Origin of the sequence: Natronospirillum operosum (genome assembly GCF_004768465.1) — a bacterium.
Classification (GTDB): domain Bacteria; phylum Pseudomonadota; class Gammaproteobacteria; order Pseudomonadales; family Natronospirillaceae; genus Natronospirillum; species Natronospirillum operosum.
The window spans coordinates 256,191-275,934 of the sequence record NZ_SRMF01000002.1 but is presented as its reverse complement, the minus strand read 5'-3'; the positions used below and the strand labels follow the sequence as shown (position 1 = coordinate 275,934).

Annotated in this window: 19 protein-coding genes; 17 read left to right on the top strand and 2 right to left on the bottom strand. The window is 61.9% G+C overall.

The window, feature by feature from the left end; all coding sequences use genetic code 11:
- Nucleotides 1–89 precede the first annotated feature (89 nt).
- Complete coding sequence (gene asd, locus E4656_RS07725; RefSeq protein ID WP_135482626.1) at nt 90–944, bottom strand: archaetidylserine decarboxylase; 855 nt, start codon at nt 942–944, stop codon at nt 90–92.
- 76 nt (nt 945–1,020) lie between these two features.
- Between asd and rsgA the strand changes: the two genes are divergently transcribed.
- Together rsgA and orn are read left to right on the top strand one after the other, a co-directional pair.
- Nucleotides 1,021–2,046 carry a small ribosomal subunit biogenesis GTPase RsgA gene (gene rsgA / locus E4656_RS07720; protein WP_135482625.1) on the top strand — a complete coding sequence of 342 codons (1,026 nt, stop codon included), beginning with the start codon at nt 1,021–1,023 and terminating at the stop codon, nt 2,044–2,046.
- A 48-nt stretch (nt 2,047–2,094) separates the two neighbouring features.
- Complete coding sequence (gene orn, locus E4656_RS07715; protein WP_135482624.1) at nt 2,095–2,637, top strand: oligoribonuclease; 543 nt, start codon at nt 2,095–2,097, stop codon at nt 2,635–2,637.
- A 4-nt stretch (nt 2,638–2,641) separates the two neighbouring features.
- Here the strand turns inward: orn and queG are convergent, their stop codons facing one another.
- Nucleotides 2,642–3,727, bottom strand: coding sequence for a tRNA epoxyqueuosine(34) reductase QueG (gene queG, locus E4656_RS07710; protein ID WP_135482623.1), 1,086 nt, complete (start codon nt 3,725–3,727; stop codon nt 2,642–2,644).
- A 125-nt stretch (nt 3,728–3,852) separates the two neighbouring features.
- On the opposite strand from queG, the gene tsaE reads away from it, so the two are divergent.
- From tsaE to rplI, 15 genes are all read left to right on the top strand, one after another.
- Complete coding sequence (gene tsaE / locus E4656_RS07705; RefSeq protein ID WP_135482622.1) at nt 3,853–4,350, top strand: tRNA (adenosine(37)-N6)-threonylcarbamoyltransferase complex ATPase subunit type 1 TsaE; 498 nt, start codon at nt 3,853–3,855, stop codon at nt 4,348–4,350.
- Nucleotides 4,347–5,675, top strand: a complete 1,329-nt coding sequence (locus E4656_RS07700; RefSeq protein WP_205849144.1) for an N-acetylmuramoyl-L-alanine amidase — start codon at nt 4,347–4,349, stop codon at nt 5,673–5,675. Before tsaE ends, E4656_RS07700 begins: the two co-directional genes overlap by 4 nt.
- On the top strand, nt 5,668–7,563 hold the full coding sequence (gene mutL, locus E4656_RS07695; RefSeq protein WP_135482621.1) for a DNA mismatch repair endonuclease MutL: 1,896 nt from the start codon (nt 5,668–5,670) through the stop codon (nt 7,561–7,563). The genes E4656_RS07700 and mutL overlap by 8 nt, the downstream gene beginning before the upstream one ends.
- The gene (miaA, locus tag E4656_RS07690; RefSeq protein ID WP_205849143.1) at nt 7,564–8,508 is read left to right on the top strand and encodes a tRNA (adenosine(37)-N6)-dimethylallyltransferase MiaA; all 945 of its coding nucleotides are present in this window, start codon (nt 7,564–7,566) and stop codon (nt 8,506–8,508) included.
- Between the two features lie 227 nt (nt 8,509–8,735).
- Nucleotides 8,736–8,972 carry an RNA chaperone Hfq gene (gene hfq, locus E4656_RS07685; protein WP_135482620.1) on the top strand — a complete coding sequence of 79 codons (237 nt, stop codon included), beginning with the start codon at nt 8,736–8,738 and terminating at the stop codon, nt 8,970–8,972.
- Nucleotides 8,973–8,987: 15 nt separating this feature from the next.
- Nucleotides 8,988–10,289, top strand: a complete 1,302-nt coding sequence (hflX, locus tag E4656_RS07680; protein ID WP_135482619.1) for a ribosome rescue GTPase HflX — start codon at nt 8,988–8,990, stop codon at nt 10,287–10,289.
- A gap of 64 nt (nt 10,290–10,353) precedes the next feature.
- Nucleotides 10,354–11,511 (top strand): FtsH protease activity modulator HflK, encoded by a 1,158-nt coding sequence (gene hflK, locus E4656_RS07675; protein ID WP_135482618.1) that lies wholly within the window; start codon nt 10,354–10,356, stop codon nt 11,509–11,511.
- Between the two features lie 11 nt (nt 11,512–11,522).
- Nucleotides 11,523–12,416 (top strand): protease modulator HflC, encoded by an 894-nt coding sequence (hflC, locus tag E4656_RS07670; RefSeq protein ID WP_135482617.1) that lies wholly within the window; start codon nt 11,523–11,525, stop codon nt 12,414–12,416.
- A gap of 105 nt (nt 12,417–12,521) precedes the next feature.
- Nucleotides 12,522–13,760 (top strand): ATP phosphoribosyltransferase regulatory subunit, encoded by a 1,239-nt coding sequence (locus tag E4656_RS07665; RefSeq protein ID WP_135482616.1) that lies wholly within the window; start codon nt 12,522–12,524, stop codon nt 13,758–13,760.
- Nucleotides 13,753–15,048: an adenylosuccinate synthase gene (locus E4656_RS07660; RefSeq protein WP_135482615.1), complete on the top strand. Its 1,296-nt coding sequence runs from the start codon at nt 13,753–13,755 to the stop codon at nt 15,046–15,048. The genes E4656_RS07665 and E4656_RS07660 overlap by 8 nt, the downstream gene beginning before the upstream one ends.
- Nucleotides 15,049–15,120: 72 nt before the next feature.
- Complete coding sequence (gene rnr, locus E4656_RS07655; protein WP_167855974.1) at nt 15,121–17,469, top strand: ribonuclease R; 2,349 nt, start codon at nt 15,121–15,123, stop codon at nt 17,467–17,469.
- Between the two features lie 19 nt (nt 17,470–17,488).
- On the top strand, nt 17,489–18,250 hold the full coding sequence (gene rlmB, locus E4656_RS07650) for a 23S rRNA (guanosine(2251)-2'-O)-methyltransferase RlmB (RefSeq protein ID WP_135482613.1): 762 nt from the start codon (nt 17,489–17,491) through the stop codon (nt 18,248–18,250).
- Between the two features lie 134 nt (nt 18,251–18,384).
- Nucleotides 18,385–18,864, top strand: a complete 480-nt coding sequence (gene rpsF / locus E4656_RS07645; protein ID WP_135482612.1) for a 30S ribosomal protein S6 — start codon at nt 18,385–18,387, stop codon at nt 18,862–18,864.
- A 27-nt stretch (nt 18,865–18,891) separates the two neighbouring features.
- On the top strand, nt 18,892–19,119 hold the full coding sequence (gene rpsR / locus E4656_RS07640; RefSeq protein WP_135482611.1) for a 30S ribosomal protein S18: 228 nt from the start codon (nt 18,892–18,894) through the stop codon (nt 19,117–19,119).
- 66 nt (nt 19,120–19,185) lie between these two features.
- Entirely contained in the window at nt 19,186–19,635 is a 450-nt protein-coding gene (rplI, locus tag E4656_RS07635; protein ID WP_135482610.1) for a 50S ribosomal protein L9, read from the top strand.
- Nucleotides 19,636–19,744 lie beyond the last annotated feature (109 nt).

Genomic DNA, 19,744 nt, shown 5'->3' with positions numbered 1-19,744 from the left:
GGTTCCTCAGCGCAGACAGGCCGCATTCTGCGGGTATCGCTCAGGGTCGTCAAGGCACCACTGCATAATTCCGGGGTTCTGCGGTCCTGTCAGCCTCCCAGAGGTGCGCCAACCCGCACTGCCTGACCCGGGCGCAGGCTGTCTGTCCAGTCCGTACCGGCGTCACTGGTCAGGATCACTATCGTGGAACCCAGCAGGAAGCGGCCCAGCTCATCGCCGCGCTGCAGTGTCGGGGCGTCTATTTCGTAATCCCACTGCTGCAGACCACCCTTGCGGGGGGCTATGGTGCCGGCCCAACTGGTGGCAATGCTGGCCACGATCATGGCGCCGACCAGTACTACGGTGGCCGGGCCTGCGGCTGTCTCGAACTCGCACACCACCCGCTCGTTGCGGGCAAACAGGCCGGGTACGCGCTCGGTAGTGGTCGGGTTGACACTGAACAGCCGTCCGGGCACGAAGGTCATGCGCCGCAGAGTGCCGGTAAAGGGCATGTGGATGCGGTGATAGTCACGCGGTGACAGGTAGATGGTGGCAAAGCGACCGGCCTGATACGCACTGGGCTGGTTGCTGTTGCGCCCCAGCAGGGCGTTGACGCTGTAGACATGGCCCTTGGCCTGCACCAGGGTATCCTGCTGTATCGGCCCGGCCTGACTGACCGCACCGTCCACCGGGCAGATCAGTTGCGCCGCCGGCAATTGGCTGGCGGCGGCCAGAGGGCGAGCATCCGGGCGCAGTGGCCGGGTGAAAAATTCGTTGAAGCTGGCATAGTGTGCCGGGTCCGGGTGCTGTGCCTCACTCATGTCGACCCGAAAACGGGCCATGAAGGCGCGTATCAGCGGCTGGGCCAGCCAGCGCCGTTCGCTGGCGGCGATGCGCCCGACAAGACGGCTCAGGGCGTGGTGCGGTAGACTGTACTGCAAGGCGACAAACAGAGTTCTGAACATGATGCTTTCAAATCCGATGGTATGGAGAGATGCGGGACGGCTAGCGTACCCGCATTGGCCCCGAGCAGGCAATTGAATGGCCAAACGAAATTTGTCACGTCGTCAGCTCGCGCGTATCCGGCATACGCAGCACGAGCGTGAGCGCCGGTCGGAGCGACGGGGTGCCGAGATAGAAACCGCCCTCGAGCAGGGGCGGCTGGGCGCCGAGCGTCGTGGTCGCGTGCGCGCCCATTACGGTATTACCCTGGACATCGAAGACGCGGACGAGGGGCGCGTGGTGCGCTGCCATCAGCGTGCCAACCTGCCGCCGTTGGTCACCGGCGACTGGGTCACCTGGTGTCCGGGGCCGGACGACACGGGCGTGGTGGTGGCACAGCAGGACCGTCACAGCCTGCTGTCGCGGCCTGATCTGAGAGGCAACCTGCGTCCTGTGGCGGCCAATATCGATCAGATCATGGTGGTATTCGCCGTGTCGCCAGCCACGCCGATGGCCCTGGTGGATCGGTATCTGGTGGCGGCGGCGCTGTCGGACATCGAGCCGGTATTGTTGTTGAACAAAGCGGATCTGCTGGCGGCCGATGATGTCTACCACCGCTATCTGGCAGAGTATGAGGCGCTGGGTTATCGCGCTCTGAAGCTCAGCGCCCTGCAGCCGCTGGAGCAGTCACTGGGGCCGCAGTTGCAGCAGCGCACCACGGTCTTTGTGGGCCAGTCCGGGGTGGGCAAGTCCTCCCTGGTCAACCGGTTGCTCGGTGAGACCATAGCCGTGCAGGAAGTCTCGACCGCCACCGGCAAGGGGCGTCATACGACCACCCGGGCTCAGCTGTACCATCTGCCCGCCGGCGGCGAACTGATCGACTCCCCCGGCATCCGCGAATTCGGTCTCTGGCACATTGATCCGCAGGAGGTGGTGGCCGGGTTTCCCGAGTTTGTGCCGCATCTGGGGCAGTGCCGGTTCCGCGATTGCCGTCATCGGGACGAGCCCGGCTGCGCGCTGCGCGCGGCGGTCGACAGCGGGCAGGTGTTGGCGCGACGACTGAAAAGCTATCACAATATACTGGCGTCGCTGTGTGAGCTGAATCCTCATCAGCGTTATGAATAGACCGGGAACGGGCTGATCTGACAGGCAGCCTCCGAATTAGGGAGTACCATGAACAAAGATACCAACCTGGTCTGGATTGACCTCGAGATGACCGGCCTGGATCCGGAGCGCGAGCGTATCATCGAGATCGCCACCATAGTGACCGATGATCAGCTCAATATTCTGGCCGAAGGGCCAGAGCTGGTGGTGTCCCAGCCCCGCAGCCTGCTTGATGCCATGGATGAGTGGTGTGTGCAGCATCATGGCGAGTCCGGTCTGACCCAGCGGGTGCTCGACAGTCAGATTACCGAGGCCGAGGCCGAAGCCCAGACGCTGGCGTTCCTGCGCAAGTGGGTCAATCCCGGCTGTTCGCCGCTGGCTGGCAACACCATCGGTCAGGATCGCCGCTTTCTGGTCAGGTACATGCCGCAGTTGGAAGCCTTCATGCATTACCGCAATCTGGATGTGTCGACGCTGAAGATACTGGCCAAGCGCTGGAAGCCGGAAATCCTGGACGGCTTCAGCAAGCGGAATACGCATCGGGCGCTGGATGATATCCGCGAGAGTATCGAAGAACTGCGCTACTACCGCACGCACTTTATCAGGGCCTGACCCGTCACTGCCGGGCCGGTGTGCCCAGAGTCTTCGCGCGCAGGCGCTGCAGTGCCCAGTCGATGTGCTCCTGCACCAGCTCGCTGCACTCGGGGCGGCGCCGGCGCAGGGCCTGCAGGGCCTCCGGTCGCGGTGAGCCGTTGCCCAGCGCCACCGCCAGATTGCGCAGCCAGTTCTCGTAGCCGGTGCGGCGGATGGCCATGCCCTCGGTGCGCTGCAGAAAGGTGGCCTCGTCCCACAGGAACAGCGCCACCATGTCCGCCTCGTCCAGTTGGTGGCGCGGTGTGAAGTCGGCTTCCCGGGTATGGGGCGTGAACTTGGTCCAGGGGCAGTAGATCTGGCAGTCATCGCAGCCGAAAATCCGATTGCCCATGGGCGCCCGCAGGGGCTCGGGTATGGGCCCGTCATGCTCGATGGTGAGATAACTGATGCATTTGCGCGCATCCAGTTCCCAGGGGCCGGTAAAGGCGTTGGTCGGGCAGACGTCGAGACAGCGCGTACAGCTGCCACAGTGCTGGGTCGCCTGCGGCGGGTCCGGTGGCAGTTCCAGGTCGGTATACAGCTCGCCCAGAAAAAACCAGGAGCCGGCATGGCGGTTCAGCACCAGAGTATGCTTGCCCACCCAGCCCAGGCCGGCGTTGCGGGCAACCGCCCGTTCCAGCACCGGCGCACTGTCGGCGAAGGCCCGGTAGCCGAACGGCCCCACAACCTCTTCCAGCCAGCGGGCCAGTTGCACCAGCCGTTTGCGCATCAGCTTGTGGTAGTCGCGTCCCAGGGCATAGCGGGCAATATAGGCCTGCTCCGGATGATCCAGCAGTTCATGGGTGCGGGTGTCGGGCAGGTAGTCCAGGCGCACGGAGATCACGCTGCGGGTGTCGGGTACCAGCTTGTCGGCGTGGAAGCGCTTGTCACCGTGGGCGGCCAGAAAACCCATGCTGCCGTGGTAGCCCCTGGCCAGCCAGGCGTCAAAACGGGGCTTTTCGGCGCTGACATCGGTGCCGGTAACACCCATGTCGGCAAACCCCAGGCTGAGCGCCTTGTCGTGCAGTCGGGCCTTGATGTCGGTGAGGTCTAGCGCCTGCAGACGCATAAGCGTAAAAAACCTGTGTCACGGCAGTGTGGCGTGGTTGGTGGGCTGTCCGCCCGGCAAAGTAATGATACACTGCCGTTCAGATCAGAGCGACCTGCACGCCGGAAATGCCACAACAGCCAATAATGACAGCCTCAGTTCGCCTGGCGGGAGAGTCCGCCACTCAAGCTCTGGGCGCCAGTCTGGCTGCAAATCCGGCCGTGGCCGCGAGTTCGGGCATGGTTGTGCATCTGCTGGGCGAACTGGGCATGGGCAAAACCACCCTGGTGCGCAGCTACCTGCAGGGCCTGGGCTGGCGCGGGCGGGTCAAGAGTCCGACCTATACCCTGATTGAACCCTATGAGTGGGCACACTACCGGGTGTATCATTTCGATCTGTATCGACTGGGTTCGCCGGAAGAACTGGAGTTCATGGGCATCCGTGATTATCTGAACGCTGACAGCCTGTGCTTTGTTGAATGGCCTGAACGGGGCCAGGGTGTGCTGCCTGCGGCAGACCTGCGTCTGTCCCTGACGCCAGCCCATGCCGATGAGTCGGCGCGGGACCTGCGTGCAGAGGCCTTTGCCGACGGAGCCCTGCCCTGGGTGCAGGCATTGCGCGAGTGGGAGGATACCCCCGCATGATGCGTTACCTGCTTGTATTGCTGCCCCTGTTGCTGCTAAGCAGCTCTGCCTTCTCCACCTCGGTGAGCAATATTCGTCTCTGGCAGGCGCCCGATCATACCCGGATCGTCTTCGACCTGACGCAGGAAGTCGATCATCGCGTGTTCACGCTGAGCGGCCCCGACCGCGTCGTGATCGACATGACCGACACCAGCCTGTCCGGTTCCTACAGTGACCTGGAACTCAGTGACAGCGGCATCAGCAGCATACGCTCGGCGCGGCGCGAAGATGGCAGTCTGCGCGTGGTACTGGATCTCGATACCGAACTGACTCCACGCAGCTTTGTGCTGGCGCCCAATGAACAGTATGGCCACCGTCTGGTGGTGGACCTGCAGCGTGATGACCGCACTTCGCCGACCATTGAGGCAGCGCGGGAAGTCCGGCGCGCCGAAACCGATGGTGAGCGGGATATCATCATCGCCATCGATGCCGGTCATGGCGGTGAAGATCCGGGGGCCATCGGGGTGCAGGGCACCTATGAAAAGCATGTGGCCATGGCCATAGCGCGTGAAATGGAGCGCATCGTTGAGGACGCCGAGGGCTTCACACCCTTCATGGTACGCACCGGTGACTACTACATCTCGCTGGTTCGACGCCGCCAGCTGGCCCGCGAAGCCAATGCGGATTTCTTCGTGTCCATTCATGCCGATGCGTTCACCAGCCCGCAGCCCTCAGGAGCTGCGGTCTATGCTTTGTCGGACAGTGGCGCCACCTCCACCATGGCCGAATATCTGGCCAGCAGTGAAAACCGTGCCGACCGCATCGGCGGCGTGAGTGGTGTCGACATGCAGGATATGGATGCCATGGTGCGCGAAGTCATCGTCGATCTGGCCATGACCTATTCCATGCAGGAGGGCCTCACTATCGGTGAGCAGGTGCTGCAACGCATGGGCGAGGTCACCAACCTGCACCGCCGGCGAGTGGAACAGGCAGGGTTTGCCGTGCTCAAATCCCCCGATGTGCCGTCCATACTGGTCGAGGCCGGCTTCATGTCGAACCCGCGCGATGAAGCCAACCTGGGCTCGCAAGGCTATCGGCAGCGGCTGGCCCGATCGGTGTTTGCCGGTATTGAAGACTACTTCCATGACAATCCGCCGCCGGGCACCTGGGTCTATTCGCAGCGTCGCAGCGGCAATCAGCTCAGCAGCTATACCGTGCGCCAGGGCGACACCCTGTCTAGTATCGCCTCCCGTCACGGCATTACCGTCAACCGGCTGCAGGAACTGAACAACATGAATTCCGATGTATTGCGAATCGGGCAGACGTTGAGGGTGCCCAGTGGCTGAACAGGAGGCACTTTCATCCCGGCGCATTCAGGTGCTGTCACCGCGGCTGGCCAACCAGATCGCGGCCGGCGAAGTGGTCGAGCGCCCGGCCTCGGTAATCAAGGAACTGCTGGAAAACAGTCTGGACGCGGGCGCTGACCGCATTCAGGTCGAGCTGGAGCAGGGTGGGGTCAAGCGCATGCTGGTGCGGGACAATGGCCAGGGTATTGCGGAGGAAGACCTGCCGCTGGCCCTGAGTCGGCACGCGACCAGCAAGATCGTGAATCTGGACGACCTGGAAGCTGTGCGCTCCATGGGTTTTCGCGGCGAGGCACTGGCTTCGGTCAGTTCGGTATCACGCCTGACCCTGACCAGCCGTCACGTCGACGCCGAACAGGCCTGGCAGGCCCGCACCTCGGGGCGGGACATGGTGCCGGAAGTCAGCCCGGCCGCGCACCCGGTGGGGACCAGCGTCGAAGTGCTTGATCTGTTCTTCAATACGCCGGCACGGCGCAAGTTCCTGAAGACCGAAAAAACCGAATTCAATCATCTGGAAGAAGCCTTCAAGCGCATTGCCCTGAGTCAATGGCACTGCTTTCTCAGCCTCAAGCACAATGGCCGTCAGGTGCACAGCCTCAAGGCCTGCAGCACCCGGGCCGAACAGGAAAAACGGGTAGCCGACCTGTGCTCGCCGGACCTGATGCAGCAGGCCGTATTTCTGGAGATGGAACACCTGGGCCTGCGGCTCTGGGGTTGGTTGGGTCTGCCGACCTTCAACCGGCGGCAGGCTGACATGCAGTACTTCTTCGTCAACGGGCGGCCAGTGCGTGATCGGGTGGTCAGTCACGCCGTCAAGCAGGCCTATCGTGACGTGCTGTTTCACGGCCGCCACCCTGCTTACGTTCTCTATCTCGAACTCGACCCGGCCGGGGTGGATGTCAATGTGCATCCGACCAAGCATGAGGTGCGGTTCCGCGATTCCCGGCAGGTGCATGATTTCCTGTTCCGCACCCTGCATCGGGCGCTGGCCGAGGTGTCACCGCAGACCCATCAGCCGCAGGCTAATATCCAGGCGCCAGCCACAGGCAATGAGCAGGCGGCGGCGCCAACGCAGTCGGCCATGGCCCTGCGCGATGACAGTCGCGCGGCGGCGTCCTCGGGCCTGGCCTTTGGCCCGTCAGATTCTGTCAGCCCCGTCGGCGGCGGTGGCAACGCCTTTGACAGCCCGGCCGCACGCCACTGGCAGCAGGCCCGGGCACGACCGGAGCAGGTGGCCGACCAGTTGTCCGCCTATCAGCAGTTGCAGGCCGACGACGCGCGGGAAGCGCCGCCGCTGGGCTATGCGCTGGCGCAGGTGCACGGCGTCTATATTCTGGCCCAGAACGCCGATGGCATGGTGCTGGTGGACATGCATGCAGCGCATGAGCGCATCACCTATGAGCGCATGAAGCAGGCGATGGACGCCAATGGCATGCCGGCACAGCCGGTGCTGGTGCCGGCTGTCATTCACGTGTCGCAGCGCGAGGCTGATGCAGCGGAAGAATTCAACAGCAGTTTCCGTGCTTTCGGGTTCGATATTCGTCGCACCGGCCCGGAGCAGCTGTCGGTTCATGAAGTGCCGGTGTTTTTCCCTGCCCAGCAGGTTGAAGAGCTGGTGCGTGATGTAGTGGCCGAGCTGGTGCAGCATGAAACCAGTGATGCCATCCTGGCCGCCCGCAACGAGATTCTGTCGACCATGGCCTGTCACGGTTCGGTGCGGGCCAACCGCAAGCTGACGGTGCCGGAAATGAACGCGCTGCTGCGCGATATGGAAGTCACCGAGCGCAGTGGTCAGTGCAATCACGGCCGGCCGACCTGGGTACAGCTCAGCATGGCCGAACTGGACCGTCTGTTTCTGCGGGGGCAGTAGGTGACGGCACCGGTCATCTGCCTGCTGGGGCCGACCGCCGCCGGCAAGACTGCTCTGGGTGTCGAGATAGCACAGGCGCTCAACGGCGAAGTGATATCGGTCGACTCGGCGCTGATCTATCGCGGCATGGATATCGGTACCGCCAAGCCCACACGGGCTGAGCAGGCCGGTATACCGCATCATCTGCTCGACATTCTGGACCCGGCGGAACGGTATTCGGCACAGGATTTTCGCCAGGATGCCCTGGCGCTGATCGACGACATTCGGGGGCGTGGCAAGACCCCGGTGCTGGTGGGCGGCACCATGCTCTATTTTCGTGTGCTGCTGGCGCCCATGGCCAGGCTGCCGGCGGCCGATCCGGAAGTTCGGGCCGAGCTTGGCCGACAGGCCGCAACATCGGGGCTGAAGGCGCTGCATGCCGAACTGGCGGCGGTCGACCCGCAGGCGGCTGTCGCCATTCACCCGCACAATCGTCAGCGTCTGATTCGGGCGCTGGAAGTTTATCGCCTGACCGGACAACCTCTGACCCGGCTGTGGCAGAACGATACGCCACTGCCGCCAGCCGGCGAGGTGGCTCCGGACTTTCCCGCTCCGGTCCGGCAACTGGCGGTGTCGCCGCTGCAGCGGGCGGACCTGCATCAGCGCATAGAACAGCGCTTCGACCAGATGCTGGCCGCCGGGTTTGAGCACGAAGTCAGGGTTTTGTATGAACGTGGTGACCTGACGGTCGATCATCCATCGGTACGCTGCGTGGGCTATCGGCAAATGTGGGACTGGCTGGCCGGTGAGCTGGACTGGGACAGCATGCGCGAGCGCGGTATTGTGGTCACCCGACAACTGGCCAAGCGGCAGCTCACCTGGTTGCGAGGCTGGCGCAATCTGCAGCACTTTGATACGCTTGCGCCCGATTTGACAGAGCGCGTGCTGACCTCTCTGCGGTCCTGAGTCGACACCGGCAGCCCCCGCTTCAGACAGCGCGGAAACCCGGATCCGAGCCGTGACCGCATCTCTTTGGTCAGCGTCGTTTAAAAACACTGTGGCCTTGAAACCACTTTGCTATAGTAGTGCAGGTAAGGAGCAAACGAAGCCCATGTTGTTGTGCCTTCCGGGCTTCGCTGCGGTCATCCGATTGGGTGGCTCTTATAACTACTAGAAGAATTGAGGAGTGAACAATGTCCAAGGGACAAAGTCTTCAGGATCCCTATCTGAACTTTTTGCGCAAAGAGCGTATTCCGGTGTCCATCTTTCTGGTCAACGGGATCAAGCTGCAAGGCCAGATAGAGTCCTTCGATCAGTTTGTGATTCTGCTGAAAAATACAGTGTCACAGATGGTGTACAAGCACGCAATTTCCACTGTCGTGCCCTCACGTCCGGTCAAGTTGCCGCACGCCGAGGAAGACGACCTCTGAATGCGGAGAACCTGATTGCTCTTTGAACGCGCCCAGGGCGGCGACCGGGCTATACTGGTCCATATCGATTTTCCCGAGGGTGACGAGCGCGAGGACGCCGCCGAGTTTGTCGAACTGGTCAACTCGGCTGGCGCCGATCCGATGACGTTGATTACCACGCGTCGTTCCACGCCCCATCCCAAGCTCTTTATCGGTTCCGGCAAGGTGCAGGAAATCAAGGCCGCCATTCATGAACATGAAGCGGATGTGGTCTTGTTCAATCACAGTCTGTCGCCGAGCCAGGAGCGCAATATCGAGCGCGAGGTCGAGTGTCGGGTGCTGGATCGCACCGGCCTGATCCTCGATATCTTCGCGCAGCGCGCACGCACACACGAGGGCAAACTGCAGGTCGAACTGGCCCAGTTGCAGTATCAGGCCACGCGGCTGGTGCGGGGCTGGACGCACCTGGAGCGGCAGAAGGGCGGTATCGGGCTGCGCGGGCCGGGTGAAACCCAGCTCGAAACAGACCGCCGACTGTTGCGTGATCGTATCACCCATATTCAGCGCCGCCTGCAGAAGGTGGAGAAGCAGCGCGACCAGGGACGGCGCTATCGGCAGCGGTCCGACACGTCCACGGTGGCGCTGGTCGGCTATACCAATGCCGGCAAGAGCACTCTTTTCAATGCGTTGACAAGCGCCGAGGTGTACGCCGCCGACCAGTTGTTCGCCACCCTGGATCCGACCCTGCGCCGCCTGCAGGTACAGGACCTTGGGCCCGTGGTGCTGGCCGACACGGTCGGCTTTATCAGGCACCTGCCGCACAAACTGGTGGAAGCATTCAAGGCCACCCTGCAGGAAACGGCAGAAGCCGACCTGCTTTTACACGTTGTGGATTGCGCTGCCGGTGAGCGGGATGCGAATATAGAGCAAGTAAATGAAGTGTTAAGCGAGTTGGCGGTAGCTGAAAAGCCGACTCTGTTGGTGTTCAATAAAGCGGATTTGCTCGGCAAACCCGCCCATATTGACTATACCGAAGACGGCATTCCCGAACGTGTCTGGGTCTCTGCGCTGACCGGAGAGGGGTTCGACCTGCTGCAGGAGGCCATCGCCCATCGGCTGGGTGGAGACCTGTTCGTGGATACGATTTCCGTACCGCCGCAGTGGCCCGCCTTGCGTGCCCAGCTTTACAGTCTGGGTGCGGTGCATAATGAGCAATTTGACGACGCTGGCAATAGCTTGTTGTCGGTGCGCCTGCAGTGCAAGGATTTCCGCAGGCTGCTGGGGCAGTGTGGTATTGATACCGCACATTATCTCGAAGAGCCGGAAGCGCTGTACTGACCGGGTCGTTCTGGCCTGGCCAGTAACAGTCCGATTTATCTGAACCTGAGAACTGGAGATAACCATGGCGTGGAACGAACCGCCTGATAATAGAAACAAAGATCAGGATCCCTGGGGGCGGCGCCCGAACGGCGGCGGCAATCAGGGTGGTGGTCCGCCCGATCTGGATCAGGTACTGGGCGACCTGGGCAAGAAGCTGAGCAGTCTGTTCGGCGGCGGCAAGGGCTCCGGCGGCGGCAGTGGCGGTGGAGGCAGCTCCAGCGGAGGGTCCTCCGGGCCACAGAACGTCAAGGGCCTGGTGCTGGCAGCGGCCATCGTGGTGCTGGGTGTCGGCCTCTACAACTCCTTCTATACGCTGGACGAGCAGGAGCGCGGTGTGGTGCTGCGCTTCGGTACCTTCCACAAGATCGAGATGCCGGGTCTGCGCTTCAAGCTGCCCATCGTCGATCAGGTGGAAAAGGTCAATGTCACCAACCTGCGCTCCTACAGCTACCAGGATCTGATGCTGACCGAAGACGAGAATATCGTCGACATCTCGATGACGGTACAGTATCTGGCCCAGGACGCGCGTGACTTTGCGCTCAATGTGCGCTCGCCGGAACGCAGCATGGAAGATGCAGCCGATGCCGCCCTGCGCCACGAGATGGGGGGTGTGATCATGGACGAGGTGCTGACCGCAGGCCGTGCTGAACTGGCGCGCAATGTGCGTGAGCGTCTGCAAAGCTATCTGGACAACTACGGTTCGGGTATCCAGGTCAGCGCGGTCAACATCCGTGAGGCACGGGCCCCGCGTGAAGTGCAGGATGCCTATGATGACGTTATTCGGGCGCGGGAAGATGAGCAGCGGCTGATCAACCAGGCCCAGTCCTACGCCAACGAAGTCGTGCCGCTGGCTCGCGGTCAGGCGCAGCGTCAGCTCGAGGAGGCCGAGGCCTACAGAGCTGAACTGGTGGCCACAGCCGAAGGTGATGCGTCCCGTTTCACCCAGTTGATGACCGAGTACCAGAATGCGCCGGAAGTAACGCGCGAACGCCTGTATCTGGAAACGGTGTCCGGTATCTATCGCGATGTGAACAAGGTCATGCTGGATGTCCGTGAAGGCAGCAACAACCTGATGTATCTGCCGCTGGATCGACTGTCCAATGGTGCCAGTCGCATGAGCGATGACGAGATTGATCGTCTGAGCGAGCGGCTCGAGCAACGTTCACGCAACCGGAACTGAGAGGAATAACCATGAGCACACGCAGCGTTACCATCCTGGTTGTCCTGGGTCTGGTTGTCTTACTGCTGACCCAGACACTCTATATCGTGACCGAGAAAGAACGCGCTATCCAACTGCGTTTTGGTGAAGTCGTGGTATCTGATGTGCCTGCCGGTCTGCACTGGAAGGTGCCGTTCATTGATACGGTGGCCAAGTTCGACGGCCGCGTACTGACCAACAACTCGCAGCCAGAGCGTTTTCTGACCGTGGGGCGGGAAAACCTGATTGTCGATGCCTTCGTCAAATGGCGTGTACAGCATCCGCGTGAATTCTACCGTGCTACAGCGGGCGATGAGTTTGCGGCCTCCGAGCGCCTGACGGCCATTGCCAATGATGCTCTGCGCGCCGCCTTTGGTGTACGCACCATCTATGAGGTGGTCTCGGGGGATCGTGACGAACTGATTCGCGAAGTGACCGAGCTGGTCAATGAAGCCGGCCGCAACGCGCTGGGCGTCGAGGTGGTGGATGTGCGCATCAAGCGTATCGACCTGCCGGACGAAGTCAGTGCAACGGTATTCAGTCGTATGGAGTCGGATCGGGAGAAGGAAGCCCGGGAAATCCGTTCACGCGGTGAGGAGCAGGCCGAGGGCATTCGCGCCAACGCGGATCGCCAGCGCACCGAGATAATGGCCAATGCCTATCGGCAGGCCCAGTTTATCCGGGGTGAAGGTGATGCCGACGCGGCCCAGATCTATGCGCAGGCCTTCCAGGCTGACCGTGATTTCTACTCCTTTTGGCGCAGCCTGCAGGCCTACAATGATGCCTTCAGCAGTGACGACCTGTTTGTGATCGAACCGGACAATTCGTTCTTCCGGTTCATGCACGACGCCAATGCCCAGCCGGGTATTTCGCTCAGCGTGCAATAAGCAAAAACGGGTGAGACTTCCGCTCAATAGCGGTATACTCCTGCAACCGGGCCATACGGCCCGGTTTTTTGTTGCCCGCTGTTTACGAGAACAACACCGATTTCTATGAGTCAGACCGATCGCTGGTTACTGCCAGACGCCATTGAAGAGGTTCAGCCGCCTCTCGCTGAGCATGTTGAACGCCTGCGCCGTCGCAGCCTGGATTATTTCCAGCGCTGGGGCTACGAGCTGGTCATGCCGCCGCAGGCGGAATTCCTGGAAAGTTTGCTCGCCGGCATGGCCAGCGACCTGGATCTGCTGACCTGCAAGGTGACGGACCAGTCCTCCGGCCGTCTGCTGGGCATCAGCCCCGACCTGACTCAGCAGGTCGCCCGCATGGACGCTCACAGTATCGGCCGCGAGGGTGTGGCCCGGTACTGCTACTGTTCGCCCGTCCTGCATGCGCGCAAGGCCTCGTTGCTGAGCTCACGCAACCCGCTGCAACTGGGGGCCGAACTCTATGGTACCGCCAGCGGTGATGCCGATCTGGAGATCATCTGCCTGATGGTCGGTCTGGCCACGGATGTGGGACTTGATACCCTGACGCTGGATGTCGGTCATGTCGGCATCTACCGGGGCCTGGTCGACAGGCTGCAGCTCGCACCTGCACAGCGCGCCGAACTGTTTGATCTGATGCGCCAGCGTGCCTTGCCGGAGCTGCAGGCCTGGCTGGAACAGGAGGTGGACGACGAGGACGCGCGCGGTGTGTTGCTGGCGCTGCCCGGCTGGTCCGGCGGGCCGGAGGTGCTGGCTGGCCTCTCTGACCGCCTGGCCCGCTTCGATGTCGCCGGCCCGCTGGCCGCGCTGCGCTCGCTGGTCGATACGCTGCAGGCGCGCCTGCCCGAAGTCACGCTGCACATTGACCTGGCTGAACTGCGTGATTACAACTACCACACCGGCCTTGTTTTTTCCCTGTTTCACCGCGAGCATGGCCATGCCATTGCCAAGGGTGGGCGTTATGACGATACCGGTGCGGCCTACGGGCGCAGCCGGCCGGCAACCGGGTTTTCGGCGGACCTGAAAACCCTGGCCAAGCTGACCCCGGAACGCCGCAGTGCGCGGCCCCGGCGCATCTATGTACCGGCCCGGCCGGATGCCACACTGCAGCAGACCGTGCGGCAGTTGCGCGCCGAAGGTGAAGTGCTGATACAGGGCTTCGAGGAAGTGGCTGCGGAAGCCCGCACACTGGATTGTACACACCGCCTGGCGGAACATGCTGGCGCCTGGCATATCATGCCGCTTGACGATGCTCACAGCGGACTGGACAGCACAACGACTGAAGGGTTGAAGACAACTGATGGGTAAGAACGTCATTGTTCTGGGAACACAGTGGGGCGATGAAGGCAAGGGCAAGATAGTTGACCTGCTGACCGATGAAGCACAGGCTGTGGTTCGTTTTCAGGGCGGGCACAATGCCGGCCATACCCTGGTGATTGACGGGGAGAAAACCGTACTGCACCTGATTCCCTCCGGTATCCTGCGTGATCATGTCACCTGTGTGATCGGCAATGGTGTCGTGCTGGCGCCCGATGCGCTGCTGGAAGAGATCCACATGCTGGAAGCGCGCCAGGTACCGGTGCGCGAGCGGCTGAAAGTCAGTCTGGCCTGCCCCCTGATCCTGCCCAACCATGTGGCTCTGGACAAGGCGCGGGAAGTGCGCCGGGGCAAGAATGCCATCGGCACCACCGGGCGTGGTATCGGCCCGGCCTATGAAGACAAGGTCGCCCGGCGAGCAGTGAAACTGGGTGATCTCTACCGGCCCGAAGTGTTCCGCGAAAAACTGGTGGAGCTGCTGGATTATCACAACTTCATTCTGACCGGTTATTTCCAGCAGCCGGCGCTGGACCTGGATAGCGTCTACGACACCGTGATGCGGCAGGGCGAGCAGATTTTCGACCTGGCCGATGACACTGTCGAGTATGTGCACAGTGTGCGCCGTGCCGGCGGCAACATCATGTTTGAAGGTGCTCAGGGGTCCATGCTCGATATCGACCATGGCACCTATCCCTATGTCACGTCATCCAGTACCACAGCCGGCGGGGTGTCAACCGGTTCCGGTGTGGGTCCGCTGTATCTGGACTATGTGCTGGGTATCACCAAGGCCTATACCACCCGTGTGGGTGCCGGTCCCTTCCCGACCGAGCTGTTTGACGAGGTCGGCATGGGTCTGGCCCAGCGGGGTAATGAATTCGGTTCCACCACCGGCCGCCCGCGCCGTTGCGGCTGGTTTGATGCCGTCAGCGTGCGTCATGCCATCCAGATCAACTCCATCTCCGGTCTCTGTCTGACCAAGCTGGACGTGCTGGACGGCATGGACGAGGTAAAGGTCTGTGTCGGCTACAATGATGAACAGGGCAACGCGATCAACGTTCCGGCCGAAGCCGAAGGCTTCGAGCGTGTTGTGCCCGTCTATGAAACCCTGCCCGGATGGCAGGAAAGCACCGTGGGCGTGAAGTCCATGGATGAGCTGCCGGCCAATGCGCTGGCTTACATACGTTATCTTGAAACTGCGGTAGGCGCACCAGTGGACATCATATCCACCGGCCCTGATCGCAGCGAGACCATTATTTTACGTCACGCCTTCTGCGCTTGAGCCAGGCTTGAGCGCAGAAGGAGTCCGGCTCGACAGCCGGTACGCCTGCGGGCGTGGCGTCAGGAGAGCATTTTGAGCAGGAAGAAGAGTAAAGAGCAGGACGCATTGCAGCAGGACCCGTTCGCCGACCGTGAGGCCCAGAAGTACGACAGCCCGGTGCCCAGTCGCGAATTTCTGCTGCAGTACCTGAAAGAAAGACAGGGCCCGGCCACCCATGCCGAGCTGGTAGTCGAGCTGGATCTGCAGTCCGACGAAGAGACCGAAGGTCTGCGCCGCCGACTGATCGCCATGACCCGTGACGGCCAGGTGCTGTGTTCACGTCAGGGTGCCTACGCCCTGGTGGACCGCATGAGCCTGATTCGGGGTCGTGTGCACGGGCATCCGGACGGGCACGGGTTGCTGATCCCTGATGACGGAGGTGAAGCCCTGGCCTTGTCGCATCGGCAGATGCGGACCTGTTTCCATGGCGACCGGGCTCTGGCCCGGCGTCTGGACACTCAGCAGCGCGGCAAGCCGGAAGGCAAGATTGTCGAAGTGCTGGAACGCAACACGGCCCAGATCGTGGGTCGTTATCACAGCGAAGCCGGGGTGTCCTACGTGATCCCGGAGAATCCCCGCGTATCGCACGATGTGCTGGTGCCCGAAGGCAAGTCTGCCGGCGCCCAGGCCGGCGATATAGTAACCGTGGCCATTACCGTGCAGCCCGCCATGCGGCGGCAGCCGGTCGGCGAGGTGGTGGAAGTACTGGGCCGCTCCATGGCGCCCGGCATGGAAATAGACATTGCCCTGCGCAGCCATGACATTCCCTGGGAATGGCCGGATGATATTCATGAGCAGTTGCAGGCCCTGCCTGATGAGGTCAGGGAATCCGACCTGCAGGATCGTTTTGATCTGCGCAACCGGCCCTTTGTCACCATTGACGGTGCCGACGCCCGCGACTTCGACGACGCCCTCTGTGCCAGCCGCAAGGTCAATGGCGGCTGGCGGCTCTGGGTGGCCATCGCTGATGTCAGCCACTATATCCGCCCCGGCACCCCGCTGGATGTGGAAGCCGAACGGCGCGCCACCTCGGTCTATTTCCCCGAGCGCGTCATCCCCATGCTGCCGGAGAAACTGTCCAACGGCCTGTGTTCACTGAACCCGGCCGTGGACCGCCTGGTCATGATCTGCGAGATGAGCATCAGTCGCGGCGGTGACGTCGAGAGCTACCAGTTCTACGAAGGGGTCATTCACAGCCACGCCCGCCTGACCTATGACCAGCTCTGGCAATGGATGGAAGGCGACCGGGATCCGGTGCGTGAGCAGGTGGCCATGGATGAAGCCCGGGTTGAGCGTTCGCTGAAAAATCTGGTGCAGCTCTATCGTGTATTCCGCAAGGCGCGCGCCGCGCGCGGGGCCATGGATATCGAAACCGTGGAGCCGCGCATTGTCTTCGGGCCCGACAAGAAGATAGAAAAGATCGTGCCCTACCGGCGCAATGATGCGCATCGCATTATCGAAGAGTGCATGCTGGCGGCCAACACCTGTACCGGCGATTTGCTGGAAGAGTCGGAACTGCCGGCACTGTACCGGGTGCATGACGGCCCGACGGCGGAAAAACTGGAAAATCTGCGCAGCTATCTCGGTGAACTGGGCCTGGTTCTGGCCGGCGGCGATGACCCCGATCCGGATGACTATCGTCACCTGATGCAACAGATTCAAGGCCGTCAGGACCGGGAAGCCATTCAGGGCATGATTCTGCGCAGCCTGTCGCAGGCGGTCTATCAGCCGGAAAACCTCGGCCATTTCGGGCTGGCGTATGATGCCTATGCACACTTCACGTCACCGATTCGCCGCTACCCCGACCTGCTGGTGCATCGGGCCATTCGTGGCCTGATCCGCAGTGGTACCCGGCTGCCGCAGTTGAAGCGACCCAAGGGCCTGGACAAGGCCAGGCTTGCTGAACTCTACCCTTATGACGAGTCGCGCATGAATGCGCTCGGTGAGCATTGTTCGCACTGCGAACGGCGGGCCGACGATGCCACCCGCGACGTTGTGGCCTGGCTGAAGTGCGAGTTCATGCAGGATCATATCGGTGACGAGTTCACCGGCACCATAACTGCCGTCATGGGTTTTGGCCTCTTTGTGCAGCTGGATGACTTCTGGATCGATGGCCTGATTCATGTCACCGCCCTGTCGCGTGACTACTATGTCTTCGATGCGCCGCGCCAGCGCCTGGTCGGCGAGCGTACACGGGTAGTTCACCGCCTGGGAGATGCGGTCCGCATCCGGGTGGTACGGGTATCGCTGGACGATCGCAAGATCGATTTCGAGCTGGTGCCGGCCGTCAAGCCCAGTGCGCCGACCGATGAGCCCCTGCCGAGTGAGCGCCGGGGGCCGGGCAAGCGACGGCCGCGCAAGAGCCGTCGGCGCCCGGGCTGAGTACAGTTGGAAACACTGAATGTCATCAGAACAAGCTGAAGCCATTGCCGGCATCCATGCGGTGCAGGCGGCCCTGCAGGCGCGTCCGGAGCGCCTGAAACAGGTGGTCGTCAACACCGAACGCCATGACAAGCGCCTGCATGCGGTGCTGGATGCCGCGCGTGCTGCCGGTGTGCCCTTCGAACGGCTGTCGGCCCGGGCTTTTCAGCAGCGCGTGCAGAAGCTGGGCCTGGGTGAAGTGCGCCATCAGGGTGTGCTGGCGCAGGTGCATGCCCTGGCGCCACTGGACGAAGCTGACCTGTGGCCGCTGCTGCGCAGTGTGGAAGCGCCCCTGTTGCTGATTCTGGATGGCGTTACCGATCCGCATAACCTGGGGGCCTGCCTGCGCACGGCCGATGCCGCCGGAGTACAGGCGGTGATTGTGCCACGCAAGCGTTCGGCCGGGATCACGCCGACCGTAGTCCGTGTAGCCAGTGGCGCCGCTGAAACCGTCCCGCTGATTCAGGTGACCAATCTGGCGCGTACCCTGCGCGGCCTGCAGGAAGCCGGTATCTGGCTCACCGGCACTGCCGGGGAGGCCACCGACAGCCTGTATGATGCGAAGCTCACCGGCCCTGTTGCCCTGGTCATGGGCGCCGAGGGTGAGGGCATGCGCCGCCTGACGCGGGAGCATTGCGACCATCTGGTACAGCTGCCCATGCAGGGTCAGGTGTCCAGCCTAAATGTGTCGGTTGCCGCCGGTATCTGCCTGTTCGAGGCGGTGCGACAGCGGCGGGCCTGAAATCCGTTTGCTTGCGCTGACGCAGGGTCTGGGGTAAACTCCGCCGCCCCGGTTTTAATACCCATGAACTGAAGAGTTCTCCTTACCTTACCGCGCACCGGGCGACGGAAGGTTTGAACCCGAAAGGAGCGATTATGCGTCATTACGAGATTGTGCTGCTTTTCCATCCGGACCAGAGCGAGCAGGTCCCTGCGATGGTGGAGCGCTATGTCACCACCGTGACCGAGAGCGGCGGCAAGATTCACCGCCAGGAAGACTGGGGTCGCCGCCAGATGGCCTACTCCATTCAGAAGGTCCACAAGGCGCACTACATTCTGCTGAATGTCGAGTGCGACAACGACACCATTGAAGATCTGAAGTCCACTTTCCGTTTCAACGACGCGGTGATTCGCAACCTGGTTACCCGGTGCAAAGACGCCGTGACCGAAGCGTCGCCGATGATGAAAGAAGTGGAAGCCAAAGAGGCCCGCAAGGCGCAGGAAAAAACCAGCGGCCGTGCGGATGATGATGGTGAGCGCCCGGCCCGGGAATACGACGAGCGCAGCGACTCTGCTGATGAAGCGTCCGCGGAAGATTCTTCCGAGACCCCGGCCGAGAACACCAGCGAAGCCTAATTTCAGATCTGATCAGGAGCATTTATCATGGCCCGTTTTTTCCGTCGCCGTAAGTTCTGCCGTTTTACTGCCGAAGGCGTGACCGAGATCGATTACAAGGATGTCGATACGCTGAAGAGCTATGTCACCGAGACCGGCAAGATCGTACCCAGCCGTATTACCGGTACCCGGGCACGTTATCAGCGGCAGTTGGGCACGGCCATCAAGCGTGCGCGCTATCTGGCCCTGCTGCCTTACTCGGACCGTCACGAGTAAGCGTACATTATTCTGCATTACACGGGTGCGCCCGCGGCGTGCCCCGGACAGTAGAGGAATTCAAAAATGGAAGTCATCCTGCTCGATAAAGTAGGCAAAATCGGTGATCTTGGCGACAAGGTCAACGTCAAGGCCGGTTACGGCCGCAACTACCTGATTCCCCAGGGTAAAGCGGTACCGGCAACCAAAGACAATGTGGAAACATTCGAAGCCCGTCGGGCCGAGCTGGAAGCTGAAGCCAAGGCTCGCATGAGTGCCGCTGAAGCCCGCGCTGCTCAACTGGCAGACCTGGAACTGACCATCGCCGTGCGCGCTGGCGATGAAGGCAAGCTGTTTGGTTCCATTGGCACCCGCGATCTGGCAGACGTCATTTCTTCTGCCGGCGTGGAAGTCAGCAAGAGCGAAGTCAAGCTGCCGTCTGGCCCGCTGCGTCAGACTGGCGAGTACGAGATCGACCTGCAACTGCACCCTGAGGTGCTGGCCACGGTTACCGTTATCGTGGTGCCGGAAGACTGAGTCGATCCCGCACATACCGTTTTAACCGGTGAGTGCCGCGCCACCCCCTGTGGATTAGTCCGCAGGGGGTGTTTTTTTAGGGGCCTGCCTCCCATGTCTATTCAAGTGT

Excerpts from the sequence above, each read along its gene's own strand:
- hflK (WP_135482618.1), top strand. The coding sequence starts at position 10,354 with ATGGCGTGGAACGAACCGCCTGATAATAGAAACAAAGATCAGGATCCC.
- rplI (WP_135482610.1), top strand. The coding sequence starts at position 19,186 with ATGGAAGTCATCCTGCTCGATAAAGTAGGCAAAATCGGTGATCTTGGC.
- asd (WP_135482626.1), bottom strand. The coding sequence starts at position 944 with ATGTTCAGAACTCTGTTTGTCGCCTTGCAGTACAGTCTACCGCACCAC.
- hfq (WP_135482620.1), top strand. The coding sequence starts at position 8,736 with ATGTCCAAGGGACAAAGTCTTCAGGATCCCTATCTGAACTTTTTGCGC.
- rsgA (WP_135482625.1), top strand. The coding sequence starts at position 1,021 with ATGGCCAAACGAAATTTGTCACGTCGTCAGCTCGCGCGTATCCGGCAT.
- E4656_RS07660 (WP_135482615.1), top strand. The coding sequence starts at position 13,753 with ATGGGTAAGAACGTCATTGTTCTGGGAACACAGTGGGGCGATGAAGGC.
- E4656_RS07700 (WP_205849144.1), top strand. The coding sequence starts at position 4,347 with ATGATGCGTTACCTGCTTGTATTGCTGCCCCTGTTGCTGCTAAGCAGC.
- rpsF (WP_135482612.1), top strand. The coding sequence starts at position 18,385 with ATGCGTCATTACGAGATTGTGCTGCTTTTCCATCCGGACCAGAGCGAG.
- orn (WP_135482624.1), top strand. The coding sequence starts at position 2,095 with ATGAACAAAGATACCAACCTGGTCTGGATTGACCTCGAGATGACCGGC.
- rpsR (WP_135482611.1), top strand. The coding sequence starts at position 18,892 with ATGGCCCGTTTTTTCCGTCGCCGTAAGTTCTGCCGTTTTACTGCCGAA.
- queG (WP_135482623.1), bottom strand. The coding sequence starts at position 3,727 with ATGCGTCTGCAGGCGCTAGACCTCACCGACATCAAGGCCCGACTGCAC.
- E4656_RS07665 (WP_135482616.1), top strand. The coding sequence starts at position 12,522 with ATGAGTCAGACCGATCGCTGGTTACTGCCAGACGCCATTGAAGAGGTT.
- rlmB (WP_135482613.1), top strand. The coding sequence starts at position 17,489 with ATGTCATCAGAACAAGCTGAAGCCATTGCCGGCATCCATGCGGTGCAG.
- hflC (WP_135482617.1), top strand. The coding sequence starts at position 11,523 with ATGAGCACACGCAGCGTTACCATCCTGGTTGTCCTGGGTCTGGTTGTC.
- tsaE (WP_135482622.1), top strand. The coding sequence starts at position 3,853 with ATGACAGCCTCAGTTCGCCTGGCGGGAGAGTCCGCCACTCAAGCTCTG.